Here is a 16,613-nt window from a genome sequence, read left to right as displayed (position 1 = left end):
CGGGCCGGGGGACACCCGGCCCGCCATCCCGCACCAGACACCGTCGTCGCAGAGACAGACCAAGGAAGAGATGACTACCCAGGCTTCCGCGCCGCCCAGCACCAAGTCGCAGGCGCTCCGTTCGTACGACGTCGCCGACTTCCCGGCCCTCACCGGCCTGGAGGAGGAGTGGCGCTTCACCCCGCTCAAGCGCCTGCGCGGGCTGGTCGGCGACGACCGGGCCGCGACCGGCTCGGTCCGGCACGAGCACGGCGACCTGCCCGAAGCTGTGTCGATCGAGCGAATCGGCCGGGACGACCCGCGGGTGGGCAGCGTGCTCACCCCCGTCGACCGGGTCAGCGCCCTGGCCTTCGGCGGGGCCGGGCAGGCCCTGCTGGTGCGGGTGGCGCAGGACGCCGTGGTGAGCGGCCCGGTGACCCTGCGGGTCGTCGGGGAGGGCGCCGAGGGGTTGGCCTTCGGGCACACCTTCATCGAGGTGGGTCGGTTCGCCGAGGTCGTGATGGTGCTGGAGCACGTCGGCTCGACCACCCTCGCCGACAACGTCGAGGTCACGGTCGCCGACGGCGCGAAGCTGACCCTGGTCACCGTGGCCGACTGGGCCGACGACGCGGTGCAGGCGCAGCACCTGAAGGTGAAGCTGGGGCGCGACGCCCGGGTGCTGCACATCCAGGTCAGCCTCGGCGGCGACCTGGTCCGGCAGTACACCTCCGTGGAGTACACCGACCGGGGCGGCGAGGCCGAGCTGTACGGCGTCTACTTCGCCGACGCCGGGCAGCACCTGGAGCACCGGCAGCTGGTCGACCACACGGTGCCGGACTGCCGCAGCCACGTCGGCTACCGGGGCGCGTTGCAGGGGGAGAACGCCCACACCGTGTGGGTCGGCGACGTGCTGATCCGCGCCGAGGCGACCGGCACCGACACGTACGAGATCAACCGGAACCTGCTGCTGACCGACGGCGCACGGGCCGACTCCGTACCCAATCTCGAGATCGAGACCGGCGAGATCGCCGGTGCCGGCCACGCGAGCGCGACCGGCCGGTTCGACGACGAGCAGCTGTTCTACCTGATGGCCCGGGGCATCCCCGAGGCCGAGGCCCGCCGCCTGGTGGTGCGCGGCTTCTTCGCCGAGCTGGTCAACAAGATCCCGGTCGAGGAGCTGCGTGAGCGTCTGGGGGACGCGATCGAGGCGCGGCTGGCGAGCGGAGGCAGCGAGTTCGGGACCGCCGGACTCGCGAGCGGGGACGCCACGGCGAAGGCGAGGGCCTGATGATCCGGATCTGCTCCACCGAGGACGTGCCGAAGGGCACCGTGGTCAGCGCGGACGTCGACGGCACGAAGATCGCGGTCGTGCACGCCGAGGACGGCACGTTCCACGCCGTCTACGACGAGTGTTCGCACGCCGCGGTCGCCCTCTCCGAGGGGGAGGTCGACGGGTGCACGCTGGAATGCTGGCTGCACGGTTCCCGTTTCGACCTGAGGACCGGCGAGCCGACCGGGCTGCCCGCCACCGAACCCGTTCCCGTCTATCCCGTCGAAGTCCGCGACGGCGAGATCTACCTTCCCGTGGGCGACGACGGTCGCCCCATGCCGAGCAATGGAGTGACCCGATAATGAGCACCCTGGAGATCCGCGACCTGAAGGTGTCGGTCAAGCTGCCCGAGGGTGAGCTCAAGCCGATCCTGGCCGGTGTCGACCTGACCGTGCGGTCGGGCGAGACCCACGCCATCATGGGCCCCAACGGCTCCGGCAAGTCGACGCTGGCCTACTCGATCGCCGGCCACCCCAAGTACGAGATCACCGGCGGCACGGTGACCCTCGACGGCGAGGACGTCCTCGAGATGTCCGTCGACGAGCGGGCCCGCGCCGGTCTGTTCCTGGCCATGCAGTACCCGGTCGAGGTGCCCGGCGTCTCGGTGGCGAACTTCCTGCGGACCGCCAAGACCGCCATCGACGGCGAGGCGCCGAAGCTGCGCACCTGGGGCGGCGAGCTGCGCGGCGCGATGGAGCGGCTCCAGATGGACCCGGCCTTCGCCCAGCGCAACGTCAACGAGGGCTTCTCCGGCGGCGAGAAGAAGCGGCACGAGATCGTGCAGCTGGAACTGCTCAGGCCGAAGATCGCCATCCTCGACGAGACCGACTCCGGCCTCGACGTGGACGCGCTGCGCGTGGTCAGCGAGGGCGTCAACCGGGTCCGTGACACCGGTGACACCGGGATGCTGCTGATCACCCACTACACCCGGATCCTGCGCTACATCAAGCCGGACTTCGTGCACGTCTTCGTCGCCGGCCGGATCGTCGAGCAGGGCGGCCGGGAGCTGGCCGACAAGCTCGAGGAAGAGGGCTACGAGCGGTACGCCGCCGGGGCCGGGTCGGCGCGGGCCTGAGGCTGGCATGACGTCTCTCGTGATCCCGCCGGGGATGCCGCAGTACGACGAGGTGCCCCGCTTCGACGTGGCGGCGGTGCGCGCGGACTTCCCGATCCTCGGCCGGGAGGTCAACGGTCACCCGCTGGTCTACCTCGACAGCGCCAACACCTCCCACAAGCCGCGCCAGGTGCTCGACGCCCTGCGGGGGCACTACGAGCGGCACAACGCCAACGTGTCCCGCTCGGTGCACACGCTGGGCACGGAGGCCACCGAGGCGTACGAGGGCGCGCGGGCGAAGATCGCGGCGTTCGTCAACGCGCCCAGCGTGGACGAGGTGGTGTTCACCAAGAACTCCACCGAGGCGATCAACCTGGTGGCGTACGCGTTCTCCAACGCCTCGCTGCGCCCCGGCGCCGCTCCGCTGGCTGCGGGGCCCCGCGAGACGGCCGACCGGTTCCGGATCGGCCCCGGCGACGAGGTGGTGATCTCCGAGATGGAGCACCACTCGAACATCGTCCCGTGGCAGCTGCTCTGCGAGCGCACCGGCGCGACCCTGCGCTGGTTCCCGGTCACCGACCACGGCCGCCTCGACGAGTCGGGGCTGGAGGACCTGGTCACCGAACGGACGAAGATCGTCTCGCTGGTGCACATGTCCAACATCCTCGGCACGATCAACGCCACCTCGCGGATCACCGCGCGGGTGCGCGAGGTGGGGGCGTTGCTGCTGCTCGACTGCTCGCAGTCCGTGCCGCACATGCCGATCGACGTGGGTGACCTCGACGCCGACTTCGTCGTGTTCACCGGGCACAAGATGTGCGGCCCGACCGGCGTCGGCGTGCTGTGGGGGCGCGGGGAGCTGCTGGCGGCCATGCCGCCGGTGCTCGGCGGCGGCTCGATGATCGAGACGGTGTCGATGGCGGGGTCGACGTTCGCCGCCCCGCCGGCCCGGTTCGAGGCCGGCACCCCGCCGATCGCCGAGGCGGTCGCGCTGGGCGCGGCGGTGGACTATCTGACCGGCATCGGCATGCGGGCCGTCCAGTGGCACGAGAAGGAGCTGACGGCGTACGCGCTGGAAGCCCTCGCCACCGTGCCCGACCTGCGGATCTTCGGCCCGGAGGTGCCGGTCGGAAGGGGCGGCACGATCTCCTTCGCCCTGGGCGACATCCACCCGCACGACGTCGGGCAGGTGCTCGACTCGCTGGGCGTGCAGGTGCGGGTGGGTCACCACTGCGCCAAGCCGGTGTGCACCCGGTTCGGGGTGCCGGCGATGACCCGGGCCTCGTTCTACCTCTACACGACCACCGGAGAGATCGACGCCCTGGTGGCGGGCCTGGAGCGGGTGCGGAAGGTGTTCCGGTGAGCCGGGCGACGCAGGAGTCCGGCGAATCGACGGGAGTTCAGCCCGATGCAGCTTGAGTCTCTTTACCAGGAGATCATCCTGGACCACTACAAGCGCCCGCACGGTCGTGGCCTGCGCGACGCCGACGATCCGACCGACCGGGTCGCCGAGGCGCACCACGTCAACCCGACCTGCGGCGACGAGGTGACCGTCCGGGTCGCCACCGACGGCGAGGTGCTGCACGACGTGTCGTACGACGGCGTGGGCTGCTCGATCAGCCAGGCGTCGGCGAGCGTGCTGCACGAGCTGCTTGCCGGCCGGGGCGCGGGTGAGGTGTTCGAGGTGCACGAGGCGTTCGTGGAGTTGCTGTCCGGTCGTGGCCAGGTCACGCCGGACGAGGACGTGCTCGGTGACGGGGTCGCGTTCGCGGGCGTGGCCCGCTACCCCGCCCGGGTCAAGTGCGCGCTGTTGCCGTGGATGGCGTTCAGGGACGCCGCGGCACGCGCCGGTGTGGGCGTGAGCCCGACGGAGGTGAAGGCATGAGCGAGAACACCGTGACGACGCCGGAGACCGGGGAGGCGGCGGACGCCGCCACCGCCGCGCCGGCGGCCGGGGGTGCGGGCGACGCCACCGTCTCCGCCGACACCGCCGCCCCGCAGACCCCCGCGACGGCGGACGGGGCTGCCGCCGGCAGCGCCGCGCCGGCTGCCGGCGGGAAGGCCGCGGTGGCCGACATCGAGGAGGCGATGAAGGACGTCGTCGACCCGGAGCTGGGCATCAACGTGGTCGACCTCGGTCTCCTGTACGGGGTGCACGTCGGCGACGACAACGTCGCCACCCTGGACATGACGCTGACCTCGGCGGCCTGCCCGCTCACCGACGTCATCGAGGACCAGACCCGGCAGGCGCTGACCACCGGCCCCGGCGGCGGTCTGGTCGACGACATCCGGATCAACTGGGTGTGGCTCCCGCCGTGGGGCCCTGACAAGATCACTGACGAGGGACGCGACCAGCTCCGTTCCCTCGGCTTCAACGTCTGACCCGTTGCGCGTCGAGCGCGGTGCCCCGCCGGGGTGCCGCGCTCGACGCGTTCCCGGGCACCAGAGCGTGGAGCGCACGGGGGTTCTCCTCGTGCGCCGAGCCTGATCCGCGTACCGAAGCCATGCCGTCGCGTCGCCTGCACCGTGTCCACCAGGGCCTACTCCGGCGCGGTATAACGAGAGGCGCCGTCGGTCGGTTCGGATCCACAATGGGTCCGTGAGCGAGGCGTACCCGAAGCAGGTCCCCGTCCGTGCGGCCACCGCCGCACGCCGACAGCGGACCGCGACGGCGTCCGCCCCGCCGCGCCGCCGGCCGTCGTGACGGCGGCGTTCCTGGCGGGGGTGGTCGCCGGGTACGGCGTCGCGATCCCGGTCGGCGCCATCGCCGTGCTCGTCATGGGGCTGGCCGCCCGAACGTCGTTCCGGGTCGGTACGGCAGCCGCGCTCGGTGTCGCCACGGCCGACGGCCTGTATGCCGCCGCCGCCGCGCTGGGCGGGGCGGCGTTGGCGGCGACGATCGCTCCGGTCGCCGGTCCGCTGCGGGTCGTGGCGGCCGTGGTCCTGCTCGTTCTCGCCGCGTACACCGCGTGGCCGGCCCTGCGCCCGGTTCCGGTCGAGCCGGCGAGACGTCGTCGTGGGCTGGACACCCCGGCGCGTGCGTTCGCCGGGGTGCTGGCGCTGACCATGCTGAACCCGGTGACCGTCGTCTACTTCACCGCGTTGGTGCTCGGCCGCGACGACGCCGCCGACCCTGACCCGGCCGCCACGCTGGCGTTCGTACTCGGGGCGTTCCTCGCCTCGGCGAGCTGGCAACTGCTGATCGCGGTTGGCGGTTCGGTGGTGGGACGGGTGCTGTCCGGGCCTCGCGGCCGGCGGTACACGGCCCTGGTCTCCAGCACCATCGTCGCCGCGCTGGCCGTGGTGACCCTGGTCTGCTGAGTGCGACTGACCGCAGGGGCGGCCGCTTGCCGCCGCCCGCCGGGGTGCGGTGGCCGACGGTGCCGTAGGTTCGGGTGCGTGAGCAGCAGGCCGGCGGCCGGAGGCGGGCGGTGGGTGGAGGTCGACCCGCCGCGCGTCGCGCGCTGGGTCGCCGGTTTCGCCGACCGGCACGGCCCGCCGACCACCACCATCCAGGAGTACGGCCTGCTGCTGACCGCCCCGGACGGCGCCACGGCCGAGCTGCACATCCCGCCGGGCGCGCCCGCCTCGTCGAACCTGGACACCTTCGTGGCGGAGGCCGTCGCGCCGCGCCGGATCGGCCTGCTGCTCGCCCGCAAGGGCGCGGTGGCGGTCGGTGTCGCGGTGGGGGAGCAGCTGCCGGTGCACAAGGTGGACACCCGGTACGTACAGGGGCGCACCGCGGCCGGTGGCTGGTCCCAGCAGCGGTTCGCCCGGCGGCGGGACAACCAGGCGAAGGCGGCGACGGGCGACGCGGTGGACCTGGCGCTGCGGCTGCTGCTGCCGGAGGTCGACCGGCTGGACGCCCTGGTGGCCGGCGGCGACCGCCGGGCGGTGGACGCGGTGCTGGCCGACCGTCGTCTCGCTCCGCTGGCCGCGCTGCGCGCCGAGCGGCTGCTCGACGTGCCGGAGCCCCGGCACGCGGTGCTGCTGGCGGCGGCGGGGGCCGCCCGCGCGGTGCACGTCCTGGTCCGCGATCCACAGCCGGCCGGTTGAGCGGCCCGGCCGGTTGGTGCGGGGTGCGCACGGGCCCGGCCCGGGGATGGTGGCCCGTCGGCTGCCGTCGGATGCGGGAACGGCACCCGGTCGCGCTCAGGGAGCGCCGCGACCGGGTGCCGCCGGAGCAGTGGGCTCAGACCGCGCCGCTGAGGGTGGGCTCAGACCGCGCCGCTGAGGGTGGGCTCAGACCGCGCCGCTGAGGGTGGGCTCAGACCGCGCCGCTGAAGGTGTCGCAGGACTTCGGGTCGCCGGTGGAGTAGCCCCTGGTGAACCACTCCCGGCGCTGGGCGGAGCTGCCGTGGGTGAACTCGTCGGGGTTGACCGGCCGGTCGGCCCGTCTCGCGATGGCGTCGTCGCCGATCTTCTCGGCGGTGTCGATGCCCTCCTGGATGTCCCGCTCGCTGATGCTGGTGAAGATCTTCTGGCCCTGCGCGTCGGCGGTGCCGGTGGCGTTCTTGGCCCAGGCCCCGGCATAGCAGTCGGCCTGCAACTCCAGCCGCACGGACAGGTCGTTGGCGTTGTCCGGGTCCCGCTGCTGCTGGCGGCGCACCTGCTCGTTGGTGCCGAGCAGGTTCTGCACGTGGTGGCCGTACTCGTGGGCCAGCACGTACGGCTGGGCGAACTCGCCGGAGGCGCCGAGCTGCTGGCCGAGGACCTGGTAGAAGGACAGGTCGATGTAGACCAGCGAGTCGGCGGGGCAGTAGAACGGCCCGACGCCGGAGTCGGCCTGGCCGCAGCGGGTGTTCACGGCCTGGCTGAAGAAGACGGTGTCGGTGGGCTGGTACCGCTCGCCGAACGCCTGGGGCAGGGCGTTGGTCCAGTACGCCTGGATCGAGTTGACGTAGAGGGCGTTGCGGCAGTCGAGCTGCTCCAGCGCGTCCTCGGCGGAGCACTTCTGCTCCAGCGAGGTGTTGTCGCCCTGTTCGCCGCCGCCGTTGGTGGCGGCGTTGAGGCCGAAACCGCCGCCGACCAGGGCGACGATCACGGCGACGACGATTCCGACGATGCTGCCCCGGCCGCCGCCGATCGGGATCGGGATCCCGCCGATGCCGCCGCCGCCACCGGAACCCCGCCGGTCGTCCACCTGACCGGTGTCGATCCGCGCGTTCTCGTTCAGCTCCATGTCTACCCCGATCGCCCTGTCGTCCTCTTGTCGGTGGTTGCGGTACCGGACCGGGTCCGGACGGCGATCCGGTACCCGATGATCTTGGTTGGTAATCCGGCGGAGGGCGCGGGGCGCGCCCGGTACACTTGTCGCGTGCTGCTCTGCGAAGGCTGAACCGCCCCGCGCCGACGGGCCCCGAGCCCGCCGGCGCTTTCGCGTGCCCCGAGTCAGCCCTTCCAGACCCCGAGAGCGAGTCCTGCGAGATGATCACTGCCACCGGCCTCGAACTGCGCGCCGGCTCCCGGATCCTGCTGTCGGACACCACGCTGCGGGTGCAGCCCGGTGACCGGATCGGCCTGGTCGGGCGCAACGGTGCCGGCAAGACCACCACGCTGAAGGTCCTGGCCGGCGAGGGGCAGCCCTACGCCGGCCAGATCGACCGCCGCAGCGCGATCGGCTACCTGCCGCAGGATCCGCGCACCGGCGACCTGGAGGTCACCGGGCGGGACCGGGTCCTCTCCGCGCGGGGCCTGGACGTGCTGATGTCGCAGATGAACGACCTGGAACAGCAACTCGCCGATGGCGGTGACGAGAAGCTGGTCCGCCGCTACGGCGCCCTGGAGGACCAGTTCGCCGCGCTCGGCGGGTACGCGGCCGAGGCGGAGGCCGCCCGCATCTGCGCCAACCTCGGCCTGCCGGACCGCGCGCTCGCGCAGACCATCGGCACCCTGTCGGGCGGTCAGCGCAGGCGCATCGAGCTGGCCCGGATCCTGTTCCGCGACGCCGGCGAGAACGGCGGCGGCATCCTGCTGCTCGACGAGCCCACGAACCACCTCGACGCCGACTCGATCACCTGGTTGCGCGGCTTCCTGGCCAACCACAAGGGCGGTCTCATCGTGATCTCCCACGATGGCGCGCTGCTGGAGTCGGTGGTCAACAAGGTGTGGTTCCTCGACGCCACCCGCAGCGTGGTCGACGTGTACAACCTGGGCTGGAAGGCGTACCTGGAGGCCCGGGAGACCGACGAGCGGCGGCGTCGCCGCGAGCGGGCCAATGCCGAGAAGAAGGCCGGCGCGCTGATGGCCCAGGCCGACAAGATGCGGGCCAAGGCCACCAAGACCGTGGCCGCGCAGAACATGGCCCGCCGGGCCGAGAAGCTGATCTCCGGCCTGGAGGAGGTCCGGGTCGCCGACAAGGTGGCCAAGGTCCGCTTCCCGAACCCGGCGCCCTGCGGCCGGACCCCGCTGACCGCGAGCGGCCTGTCGAAGTCCTACGGCTCGCTGGAGATCTTCACCGACGTGGACGTGGCGGTGGACCGGGGATCCCGGGTGGCCATCCTCGGGCTCAACGGTGCCGGCAAGACCACCCTGCTGCGGATGCTGGGCGGCCTGTTGCAGCCGGACACGGGGCAGGTCAACGCCGGGCACGGGCTGCGGTTGGGCTACTACGCCCAGGAGCACGAGACCCTGGACGTGGAGCGGACGGTACTGGAGAACATGCGTGCCGCCGCCATCGAGCAGACCGACACCGATCTGCGCAAGATCCTGGGCGCCTTCCTGTTCTCGGGTGAGGACGTGGCCAAGCCGGCCGGGGTGCTCTCGGGCGGGGAGAAGACCCGGCTGGCCCTGGCCACCCTGGTCTGCTCAGGGGCGAACGTGCTGCTGCTCGACGAGCCGACGAACAACCTCGACCCGGTCAGCCGGGAGCAGGTGCTCGACGCGATCGCCCGCTACCCGGGCGCGATCGTGCTGGTCACCCACGACCCCGGCGCGGTCCTCGCGCTCAAGCCGGACCGGGCGATCCTGCTGCCCGACGGCGACGAGGACGCCTGGAGCGACGACCTGCTCGAACTGGTCGAACTCGCCTGAGCCTCCCCGGCGCGCCCGGTCGCAGCGGAAGACGAGGATCACCTATCGGGTACCCGACATCGCATAGCGTGTCGGTTGGCGAATAGTTGATATCTGGCGCATGATCGTTCGAGGCGGTCTAATAGGTGGGACCGTATCCGAACCGCACAGTCTGGGACGTGAGGACACAGCATGGCAGCCACTGGCACAGCCACCAGCACTGAGAAGGGTCGCCGGATCGTCGGAGCCGAGCGTCAGACGCTCGCCAAGGACCTCGTCAAGCGGTACACGGGGGGCGAGAGCATCCGTGCGCTCGCGGCCTCGACCGGCCGATCCTACGGGTTCATCCACCGCGTACTCACCGAGTCCGGGGTGCAGTTGCGGCAGCGTGGCGGCGCTCGGCGTCGCAAGAAGGCGTGACCCGCCTGTCGCCGTCGTGCATCAGCGCCGTGACCCGGGCCGCCCGGTGACCGCCGAGGCGACCGGGGTCCGGCTGGAATGCGACGGGCCGGTCGCGACGGTCACGTTGTGCCGGCCCGACGTGCTCAACGCGCAGACCCCGGCGATGTGGCGCGCGATGAGCGACTTCTCCCGTGACCTGCCCGGCGACGTGCGCGTGGTGGTCGTCCGGGGCGAGGGCCGGGCGTTCTCCGCCGGGCTCGACCTCTCGGTGGCGGGCGCGTCCGGGCCGGGCTCCTTCGCGGAGCTGTCCACGCTGCCCGAGCAGGAGTGCGCCGACCGGATCGCCGAACTCCAGGGCGGCTTCACCTGGCTGCACCGGCCGGACGTGATCTCGGTGGCGGCCGTGCAGGGGCACGCCATCGGAGCCGGCTTCCAGCTGGCCCTCGCCTGTGACCTGCGGGTGCTCGCCGAGGACGCGAAGCTGTCGATGGCCGAGGTGACCCTCGGGCTGGTGCCCGACCTGGCGGGCACGAAACGCCTGGTCGACCTGGTCGGCTACGCCCGCGCGCTGGAGATCTGCGCGACCGGCCGGCGGATGGACGCCGCCGAGGCGGACCGCATCGGCCTGGCCACCCTGGTGGTGCCGAACGCCGAGCTGGACGGCGCCGTGCGCGACCTCACGGCCGGACTGCTCGCCAACAACCGGAACGCCGTCGTGGAGATCAAGGCGCTGCTCGCCGGGGCCGGCACGCGATCCGCCGCCGAGCAGCAACGGGCCGAGCGCGAGGCGCAGACCCGTCGACTGCGGGATCTGGCCGGCCGGGGAGACTGACTGACCGGTAAGGGCCGTTCGGGAAGATTCGGGTTACGACCGAGGTTGTCACAGGCGTCGGGAGAATCGACGGAGACGGTCCCGTCAGCCTGACGAACCCGGAGGTGAGCGGTGTCCAACCCGATGGCCGGTGGGGGCATGGGCGGGTGGAGCATGCTCCGGTCGATGCGCCACCGCGACGAGGTCTCCACCCATCGCCTGCAACGCGGCGTCGCCCGCCGCATCGTCGCCTTCGCCCGGCCGTACCGCCGCGACATCGTCGTCTTCCTGGTCACCGTGGTGCTCGCCGCGGGCATCGGCGTGGCGACTCCGGTCCTCGCCGGCAACGTGATCAACGCGATCAACCGGGGTGGCCCGGAGGCCGCCTCGCTGGTCGTCCGGCTCGCCCTGTTCATCGCGGGGCTCGCCGTGGTCGACGCGCTGCTGTCCCTGGCGCAGCGGTGGTACTCGGCGCGCATCGGCGAGGGGATCATCCTCGACCTGCGCACCCGGGTGTACGACCACGTGCAGCGGATGCCGCTGCAGTTCTTCACCCGCACCCAGACCGGCGCCCTGGTCAGCCGACTCAACAACGACGTGCTGGGCGCGCAGCGGGCGTTCACCTCCACCCTGTCGGGTGTGGTCAGCAACGTCATCCAGTTGGTGCTCACGGCCGCCGTGATGTTCACCCTGTCGTGGCGGATCACCGCCCTGTCCCTGGTGCTGCTGCCCATCTTCATCATCCCGGCCCGCCGGGTCGGCCGACGGCTCGCCGAGATCACCCGCGAGTCGTACAACCTCGACGCCAGGATGAACGCGACGATGACCGAGCGGTTCGGGGTCGCCGGCGCGCTCCTGGTCAAGCTGTTCGGCCAGCCCGAGGTGGAGGCCCGCCGGTTCGCCGGCCGCGCCGAGCGGGTCCGCGACATCGGCATCCAGTCCGCGATGTACTCGCGTACCTTCTTCGTGGCGATGCTGCTGGTCGCGTCGCTGGCGCAGGCGCTCACCTACGGACTCGGCGGCTGGCTGGCCGTCACCGGCGACGTCAGCGCCGGCACCGTGGTCACCCTCGCCCTGCTGCTCACCCGCCTCTACGGCCCGCTCACCGCGTTGAGCAACGTCCGGGTCGACGTGATGAGCGCACTGGTCTCCTTCGACCGGGTCTTCGAGGTGCTCGACCTCCAGCCGGCGATCCAGGAGAAGACCGACGCCGTGCCGGTGCCGCGTGGGGCCGGCACGGTCGAGTTCCGCGACGTGCGGTTCCGTTACCCCACCGCCGCCGAGATCTCCCTCGCGTCGCTGGAGGAGGTCGCGACCCTCGACCGCACGGTCAACGAGCCGGTGCTCAAGGGCGTGTCGTTCCGCGTCGAGCCCGGCCAGATGGTCGCCCTGGTCGGCCCGTCCGGGGCCGGCAAGTCGACGCTGTCCATGCTGATCTCCCGGATCTACGACGTGACCGACGGCCAGGTGCTCGTCGGTGACGTGGACGTCCGCGACGCCACCCTCGACTCCCTGCGCGACGAGATCGGCGTGGTCACCCAGGACTCGCACCTCTTCCACGAGTCCATCGCGGAGAACCTGCGCTACGCCAAGCCCGACGCCACCGACGACGAGCTGTGGGCGGCCCTGGCGGGCGCGCAGGTCGCCGAGCTGGTGCGGTCGCTGCCCGACGGGCTGGCCACCACCGTCGGCGAACGCGGCTACCGCTTCTCCGGTGGCGAGAAGCAGCGCATCGCCATCGCCCGGCTGCTGCTCAAGGCCCCGTCGATCGTGATCCTCGACGAGGCCACCGCCCACCTCGACTCCGAGAGCGAGGCAGCGGTGCAACGGGCCCTGTCCGTCGCGTTGACGGGGCGTACCGCGCTGGTGATCGCGCACCGGCTGTCCACCGTCCGCGACGCCGACCAGATCCTGGTCATCGACTCCGGCCGCATCGTCGAGCGCGGCCGGCACGACGAGTTGGTGGCCGTCGGCGGCCTCTACGCCGAGCTGTACCGCACCCAGTTCGCGGTGGCCGACTCGCCGGCCCCCTACGTGGACGCCACCGGCCCCGAACCGGTGGTGATGCCGATGCGGGAGTACGTGCCCGACGAGGCGATGCCGCCGGCCGCCGCCAACTGATGCTCGAACGGCGTCGACGGTGCAGATCGGCGTGACCCGGCCGGCCGTCACGATTCCGGCGGGTGCGCACACCCGTGGACAGACCGGCCAACGCCACGCCCCCGTCGTCGGCGAACTGCCGGTCAGGCCTGTACGGCCGTCCGCAGCTCGGCGAACGCCGCGCCCAGTGTCTCCGGGGTGAAGTGGGCGTTCAGGCCGCTGGGGTTGGGCAGCACCCACAGCCGGGCGCCGCCCAGCGGCTCCGGCTGCGGGCCGAAGCCGGCCTTCGGCCGGCCGAACCCGATCCGGTACGCGGTCACCCCGACCACCGCCACCCAGCGCGGGCGGTACCGCCCCACCTTGTCGGCGAGGAGCCGCGCACCGTCGACCAGTTCGGCGGCGGTCAGCTCGTCGGCGCGGGCGCTGGCCCGGGCCACCATGTTGGTGATGCCGAGGCCGAGTGTGGGCAACTGGTCCTGTTCGCCGGGGTGCAGCAGCCGGGGGGTGAACCCGCCCCGGTGCAGCGCCGGCCAGAACCGGTTCCCCGGCCGGGCGAAGTGCCAGCCGGTCGCCGCGGACCACAGTCCCGGGTTGATGCCGACGAACAGCACGTCCAGGCCGGGTGCGACCACGTCCGGCAGGGTCCGGTGCGCGGCGGCGGCCAACTCCTCCCGGCTGGGTCGGGGGTGGCGGTTGCCGGCCGCTGTCACAGGCCGCGCAAGGCGCCGCCGTCGACCGGCACGGTGACGCCCGTCAGGTAGCTGGCGGCGGGAGAGAGGACGAACGCGGCCACCCGACCGAACTCGGCCGGCTCGCCGATGCGACGCAGCGGGATCGCGGCCTCCGCCTCGGCACGCGCCCGGTCGGGGTCGCCCGTGGCGGCGAACAGCTCCCGGTTGCGGTCGGTCATGATGCGTCCGGGCAGCAGCCCGACCACGCGTACGCCCCGGGGGCCGTACTCGTCGGAGACGTCCTTGGCGACACCGGCCAGGCCGGGCCGCAGGCCGTTGGAGATGCCCAGACCGGGCACGGGGGCACGGGCGGACGTCGACAGCACCAGCCCGATCGCGCCGCCGTCGGTCAGCGCGTCCGCGACGGTGCGCACCGCACGGACGGTGCCGAGGAAGACCGTGTCGAAGGCGGCCCGCCACTGCGCGTCGTCGATGGTGGCGGCAGTGCCCGGCGGCGGGCCGCCCACCGACACCAGCGCCCCGTCGAGCCGTCCGAAGTGGTCACGGGCGGCGGCCACCAGCCGCTGTGGGGTGTCCGGATCGGCCAGGTCGGCGGCGATGCCGACGGCCCGCTGCGGGCCGCCGAGCTGCGTGGCGGCGGCGGTGACCGCGGCGGCGTCCCGGGCCGACACCACCACCCGGGCACCGTCGGCGACGAGGCACTGTGCGGTCGCGAGGCCGAGCCCCCGGGAGGCGCCGGTCAGCACGTACACCCGATCGGTCAGTCCGAGATCCATGGCCCGATCCTGCCGTAGCCGGCCCGCCGGCGCCCGCCCGGGGGCGGCCACTCAGCGGCGGGCGGAACGCAGCAGGCGTACCCGCCCGGCGAGCTGCACCGCGACGGCGCCGCCGGCCCGCCCGAGACCCGGCAGCCGGCGCGGCCGGGGGGCGGTACGGCCGTCGTAGCGGGCGGTGGCCTCGCGGGCGGCGAGTTCCTCCGCGCCCAGCGCCGGCAACTCCCCCCGGTCCCGAAGCTCGCGGGCGAGGTCCCAGCCGTCGCGCAGCGATCCGGTCGTGGGTCGGTTCGCCGCCCAGCGGGCGAACGCCGCCGACCAGCGCTGCCCGAGGCCGGCGGCGAGCAGCGGCCAGTGCCGGGCCACGTCGCCGGCCCGCTTGCGCAGCAGCGCGGCCCGCGCGGCGGCCAGCGGCGCGGAGTCGAATCCGGGCGGATCCGCGCCGCCGGCCACGAGCGCCGCCACCAGCTCCGCCTGCCGGGCGGCCAGGTCGCCGGGTGTGGGCGGGGTGGTCACGTCACCGCCGGGCGTGGGTTGGGTGCTCATGTCACCGCCGGGTGGCCGGACGCGGCGGCGAGGGCGTCCAGTTCCGCCCGCAGCGTCGCGGCGGACGGGTAGCAGCCGTCGCGTTCCAGCAGCACCGCCGGTGGGCGTTGCCGGGCGCACAGGTCGGCCAGCAGGTCGAGCACCGCACGGGGCACCGGGTCGGTGTGGGTGTCGTGGTACCGGCCGTCGTGTTCGGCGCCGCCGGCCACGTGCACGTACGCGACCCGGTCCAGCGGCAGCCGATCCAGCAGGGCCGCCGGGTCGGTGCCCCGGTTGCGGGCGTTGGCGTACACATTGGCCAGGTCCAGCAGCAGCAGCGCGCCCGTGCGGTCCAGGATCTCGGTCAGGAACGCCGCCTCGTCCAGCTCGTCGTCGGGCCAGTCGAACAACGCGGCGACGGGCTCCAGCGCGATCGGCACCGGCAGTTGCGCCTGCGCGCGGGTGACGTTGGCGCAGACCGCCCGCACCGCTTCCCGGCTGCGGGGCAGCGGCAGCAGATGCCCGGCCTCCAGGCCGCCGGCCCGGACGAAGGCGATGTGCTCGCTGACCAGCGGCGCGTCCAGCCGTCCGGCGACGGCGGCGAGGTGGGCCACCCGCGCCGGGTCGACCGGTTCCGCGCCGCCGAGTGACAGCCGCACCCCGTGCGGCACGACGGCGACGCCGCGCCGCCGTAGTTCGGCCAGTTCGGCCGGCAACGGCCCGGTGACGGCGACCGACTCGGCGACGACCTCGGTGAAGCGCAGGCCGGGCAGCGCGGCGACGAACCCGGCGATCTCGGGCCGCCAGCCGATGCCGACCCCACCCGGACCGACCACGGCTGCGCCGGCCGCTGCGCCGGTTGTGCCGGTTGCGCCGGCCGCCGCGCCGGTTGTGCCGGTCATCCGCCGCACCCGCCACCGCCGCACCCACCACCGCCGCCGTCGGAGCTGCCGCCGCCGCAGGAGCTGCCGCCTCCGCAGCCGGTTCCGGCGGACCCGCCGCCCGAGCCGAGCGCCTGGCGCTGGATCTCGGCCTGCTCGGCGAATCCCGGGTCCATGGCCCACAGCGTGGCCGTGCCGAACAACGCGACGCCCATGGCGGTCTGCGCCGCGCCGTACGTGGCGTACGCGGGCGCGGCGGCGGGGCGCAGGTAGGTGTGCTGTCGGCGCAGCTCGCGCAGTGCCCGGCCGGCGGCGCGGGTGCGCCGGGGTACCCGGTGGAACACGAGGGTGACGACAGCCAGCGGTATCAGGCTGAGGACCAGGAAACCCACGGGGCGCTGGTTCGCCAGACCGGCGAGGACGCGGAGCACCCCGAGCGCCAGGAGGCCGGTCAGCAGGAGCGCACCGACCCGGGTGGTGGCCCGCCGCCCCGCGGTCAGCAGCAGGCCGCGTTGCTCCAGGCCCGCGCGCAGCTGGTCGAGTGCGGCGCGGACGCCCGCGTCGCCGAGCAACTCGCCGGTGGTGACGTGCCGCGCCGCCGCGCGATGGACCGCCTGGTCCAGGGGGGTGAGGCCGGCGGGCGGGTAGCCCTCGGTGGTGAGTCGCCGGTCGGGGCGGACCCCGATCGTCCCGCTGCCGCGCAGCCCGCCGAGCGCGGTCCACACCGCCTGCCGGGAACCGCCGGCGAGGTAGGCGGCCTGCTGCGGGCCGAGGGTGCCGGTCTGGTCGGGGCCGGCCAGGGCGCGCACGCGGTGGACGAGGGTGCCGACGACCAGCAGGGCGGCGGCCAGCAGGTACAGCCTCAGGAACACGGGGCCCGGGACGCCCCAGGTGTCGCCGGGCGCGGCGAGGACGGACATGGGCTGCTCCTGTCGCCGGAGGGGATCGGCGGCCCCATTGTGAACCAGGGACACCAGGGCGCATCCAGCACGGCGGGGCAGCCGCCGGCCGTGGCCGGGCCGGGCGATCGGTCGTCGGCGCGGTCGCCGGTACGG

18 protein-coding genes are annotated in these 16,613 nt (G+C 73.4%); 12 read left to right on the top strand and 6 right to left on the bottom strand.

The window, feature by feature from the left end; all coding sequences use genetic code 11:
* Nucleotides 1–70 precede the first annotated feature (70 nt).
* The 8 genes from sufD to GA0070616_RS03625 all read left to right on the top strand — a co-directional run bounded on the left by sufD (nucleotide 71) and on the right by GA0070616_RS03625 (nucleotide 6,419).
* On the top strand, nucleotides 71–1,267 hold the full coding sequence (sufD, locus tag GA0070616_RS03660) for a Fe-S cluster assembly protein SufD (RefSeq protein WP_091076208.1): 1,197 nt from the start codon (nucleotides 71–73) through the stop codon (nucleotides 1,265–1,267).
* Nucleotides 1,267–1,611: a non-heme iron oxygenase ferredoxin subunit gene (locus GA0070616_RS03655; protein WP_091076204.1), complete on the top strand. Its 345-nt coding sequence runs from the start codon at nucleotides 1,267–1,269 to the stop codon at nucleotides 1,609–1,611. The genes sufD and GA0070616_RS03655 overlap by 1 nt, the downstream gene beginning before the upstream one ends.
* Nucleotides 1,611–2,384, top strand: a complete 774-nt coding sequence (gene sufC / locus GA0070616_RS03650; RefSeq protein WP_091076200.1) for a Fe-S cluster assembly ATPase SufC — start codon at nucleotides 1,611–1,613, stop codon at nucleotides 2,382–2,384. The genes GA0070616_RS03655 and sufC overlap by 1 nt, the downstream gene beginning before the upstream one ends.
* Nucleotides 2,385–2,391: 7 nt before the next feature.
* Complete coding sequence (locus tag GA0070616_RS03645; RefSeq protein WP_091076196.1) at nucleotides 2,392–3,726, top strand: cysteine desulfurase; 1,335 nt, start codon at nucleotides 2,392–2,394, stop codon at nucleotides 3,724–3,726.
* Between the two features lie 45 nt (nucleotides 3,727–3,771).
* On the top strand, nucleotides 3,772–4,248 hold the full coding sequence (gene sufU / locus GA0070616_RS03640; RefSeq protein ID WP_091076193.1) for a Fe-S cluster assembly sulfur transfer protein SufU: 477 nt from the start codon (nucleotides 3,772–3,774) through the stop codon (nucleotides 4,246–4,248).
* Nucleotides 4,245–4,745, top strand: a complete 501-nt coding sequence (locus GA0070616_RS03635) for a metal-sulfur cluster assembly factor (RefSeq protein ID WP_091076191.1) — start codon at nucleotides 4,245–4,247, stop codon at nucleotides 4,743–4,745. Before sufU ends, GA0070616_RS03635 begins: the two co-directional genes overlap by 4 nt.
* Nucleotides 4,746–5,063: 318 nt before the next feature.
* The gene (locus GA0070616_RS03630; RefSeq protein ID WP_091076188.1) at nucleotides 5,064–5,684 is read left to right on the top strand and encodes a LysE family transporter; all 621 of its coding nucleotides are present in this window, start codon (nucleotides 5,064–5,066) and stop codon (nucleotides 5,682–5,684) included.
* 78 nt (nucleotides 5,685–5,762) lie between these two features.
* On the top strand, nucleotides 5,763–6,419 hold the full coding sequence (locus GA0070616_RS03625) for an acVLRF1 family peptidyl-tRNA hydrolase (protein WP_091076185.1): 657 nt from the start codon (nucleotides 5,763–5,765) through the stop codon (nucleotides 6,417–6,419).
* A 211-nt stretch (nucleotides 6,420–6,630) separates the two neighbouring features.
* On the opposite strand, the gene ypfJ is transcribed toward GA0070616_RS03625, so the two are convergent.
* Nucleotides 6,631–7,545 carry a KPN_02809 family neutral zinc metallopeptidase gene (ypfJ, locus tag GA0070616_RS03620; protein WP_091076181.1) on the bottom strand — a complete coding sequence of 305 codons (915 nt, stop codon included), beginning with the start codon at nucleotides 7,543–7,545 and terminating at the stop codon, nucleotides 6,631–6,633.
* A gap of 245 nt (nucleotides 7,546–7,790) precedes the next feature.
* On the opposite strand from ypfJ, the gene GA0070616_RS03615 reads away from it, so the two are divergent.
* From GA0070616_RS03615 to GA0070616_RS03600, 4 genes are all read left to right on the top strand, one after another.
* Nucleotides 7,791–9,395 carry an ABC-F family ATP-binding cassette domain-containing protein gene (locus tag GA0070616_RS03615; protein ID WP_091076178.1) on the top strand — a complete coding sequence of 535 codons (1,605 nt, stop codon included), beginning with the start codon at nucleotides 7,791–7,793 and terminating at the stop codon, nucleotides 9,393–9,395.
* Between the two features lie 171 nt (nucleotides 9,396–9,566).
* Nucleotides 9,567–9,794 carry a helix-turn-helix domain-containing protein gene (locus tag GA0070616_RS03610; RefSeq protein WP_007072022.1) on the top strand — a complete coding sequence of 76 codons (228 nt, stop codon included), beginning with the start codon at nucleotides 9,567–9,569 and terminating at the stop codon, nucleotides 9,792–9,794.
* A gap of 46 nt (nucleotides 9,795–9,840) precedes the next feature.
* Nucleotides 9,841–10,608, top strand: a complete 768-nt coding sequence (locus GA0070616_RS03605; RefSeq protein WP_091076174.1) for an enoyl-CoA hydratase/isomerase family protein — start codon at nucleotides 9,841–9,843, stop codon at nucleotides 10,606–10,608.
* A gap of 123 nt (nucleotides 10,609–10,731) precedes the next feature.
* Nucleotides 10,732–12,708, top strand: coding sequence for an ABC transporter ATP-binding protein (locus GA0070616_RS03600; protein WP_091089803.1), 1,977 nt, complete (start codon nucleotides 10,732–10,734; stop codon nucleotides 12,706–12,708).
* A 122-nt stretch (nucleotides 12,709–12,830) separates the two neighbouring features.
* On the opposite strand, the gene mug is transcribed toward GA0070616_RS03600, so the two are convergent.
* The 5 genes from mug to GA0070616_RS03575 all read right to left on the bottom strand — a co-directional run bounded on the left by mug (nucleotide 12,831) and on the right by GA0070616_RS03575 (nucleotide 16,478).
* Nucleotides 12,831–13,397, bottom strand: a complete 567-nt coding sequence (mug, locus tag GA0070616_RS03595) for a G/U mismatch-specific DNA glycosylase (protein WP_091076171.1) — start codon at nucleotides 13,395–13,397, stop codon at nucleotides 12,831–12,833.
* Complete coding sequence (locus GA0070616_RS03590) at nucleotides 13,394–14,155, bottom strand: SDR family oxidoreductase (RefSeq protein ID WP_091076167.1); 762 nt, start codon at nucleotides 14,153–14,155, stop codon at nucleotides 13,394–13,396. Before GA0070616_RS03590 ends, mug begins: the two co-directional genes overlap by 4 nt.
* A 51-nt stretch (nucleotides 14,156–14,206) precedes the next feature.
* Nucleotides 14,207–14,698 carry an SCO6045 C-terminal-like domain-containing protein gene (locus GA0070616_RS03585; protein WP_091076164.1) on the bottom strand — a complete coding sequence of 164 codons (492 nt, stop codon included), beginning with the start codon at nucleotides 14,696–14,698 and terminating at the stop codon, nucleotides 14,207–14,209.
* The gene (locus GA0070616_RS03580; protein WP_091089799.1) at nucleotides 14,695–15,513 is read right to left on the bottom strand and encodes an MbnB/TglH/ChrH family RiPP precursor modification enzyme; all 819 of its coding nucleotides are present in this window, start codon (nucleotides 15,511–15,513) and stop codon (nucleotides 14,695–14,697) included. The genes GA0070616_RS03585 and GA0070616_RS03580 overlap by 4 nt, the downstream gene beginning before the upstream one ends.
* A 62-nt stretch (nucleotides 15,514–15,575) precedes the next feature.
* Nucleotides 15,576–16,478, bottom strand: a complete 903-nt coding sequence (locus tag GA0070616_RS03575; RefSeq protein WP_091076161.1) for a TIGR04222 domain-containing membrane protein — start codon at nucleotides 16,476–16,478, stop codon at nucleotides 15,576–15,578.
* Between the last annotated feature and the right edge of the window lie 135 nt (nucleotides 16,479–16,613).

Source organism: Micromonospora nigra (genome assembly GCF_900091585.1).
Classification (GTDB): Bacteria; Actinomycetota; Actinomycetes; order Mycobacteriales; family Micromonosporaceae; genus Micromonospora; species Micromonospora nigra.
Note: the sequence above shows the minus strand (reverse complement) of the source record. Positions and strands in the feature narration are given on the sequence as shown.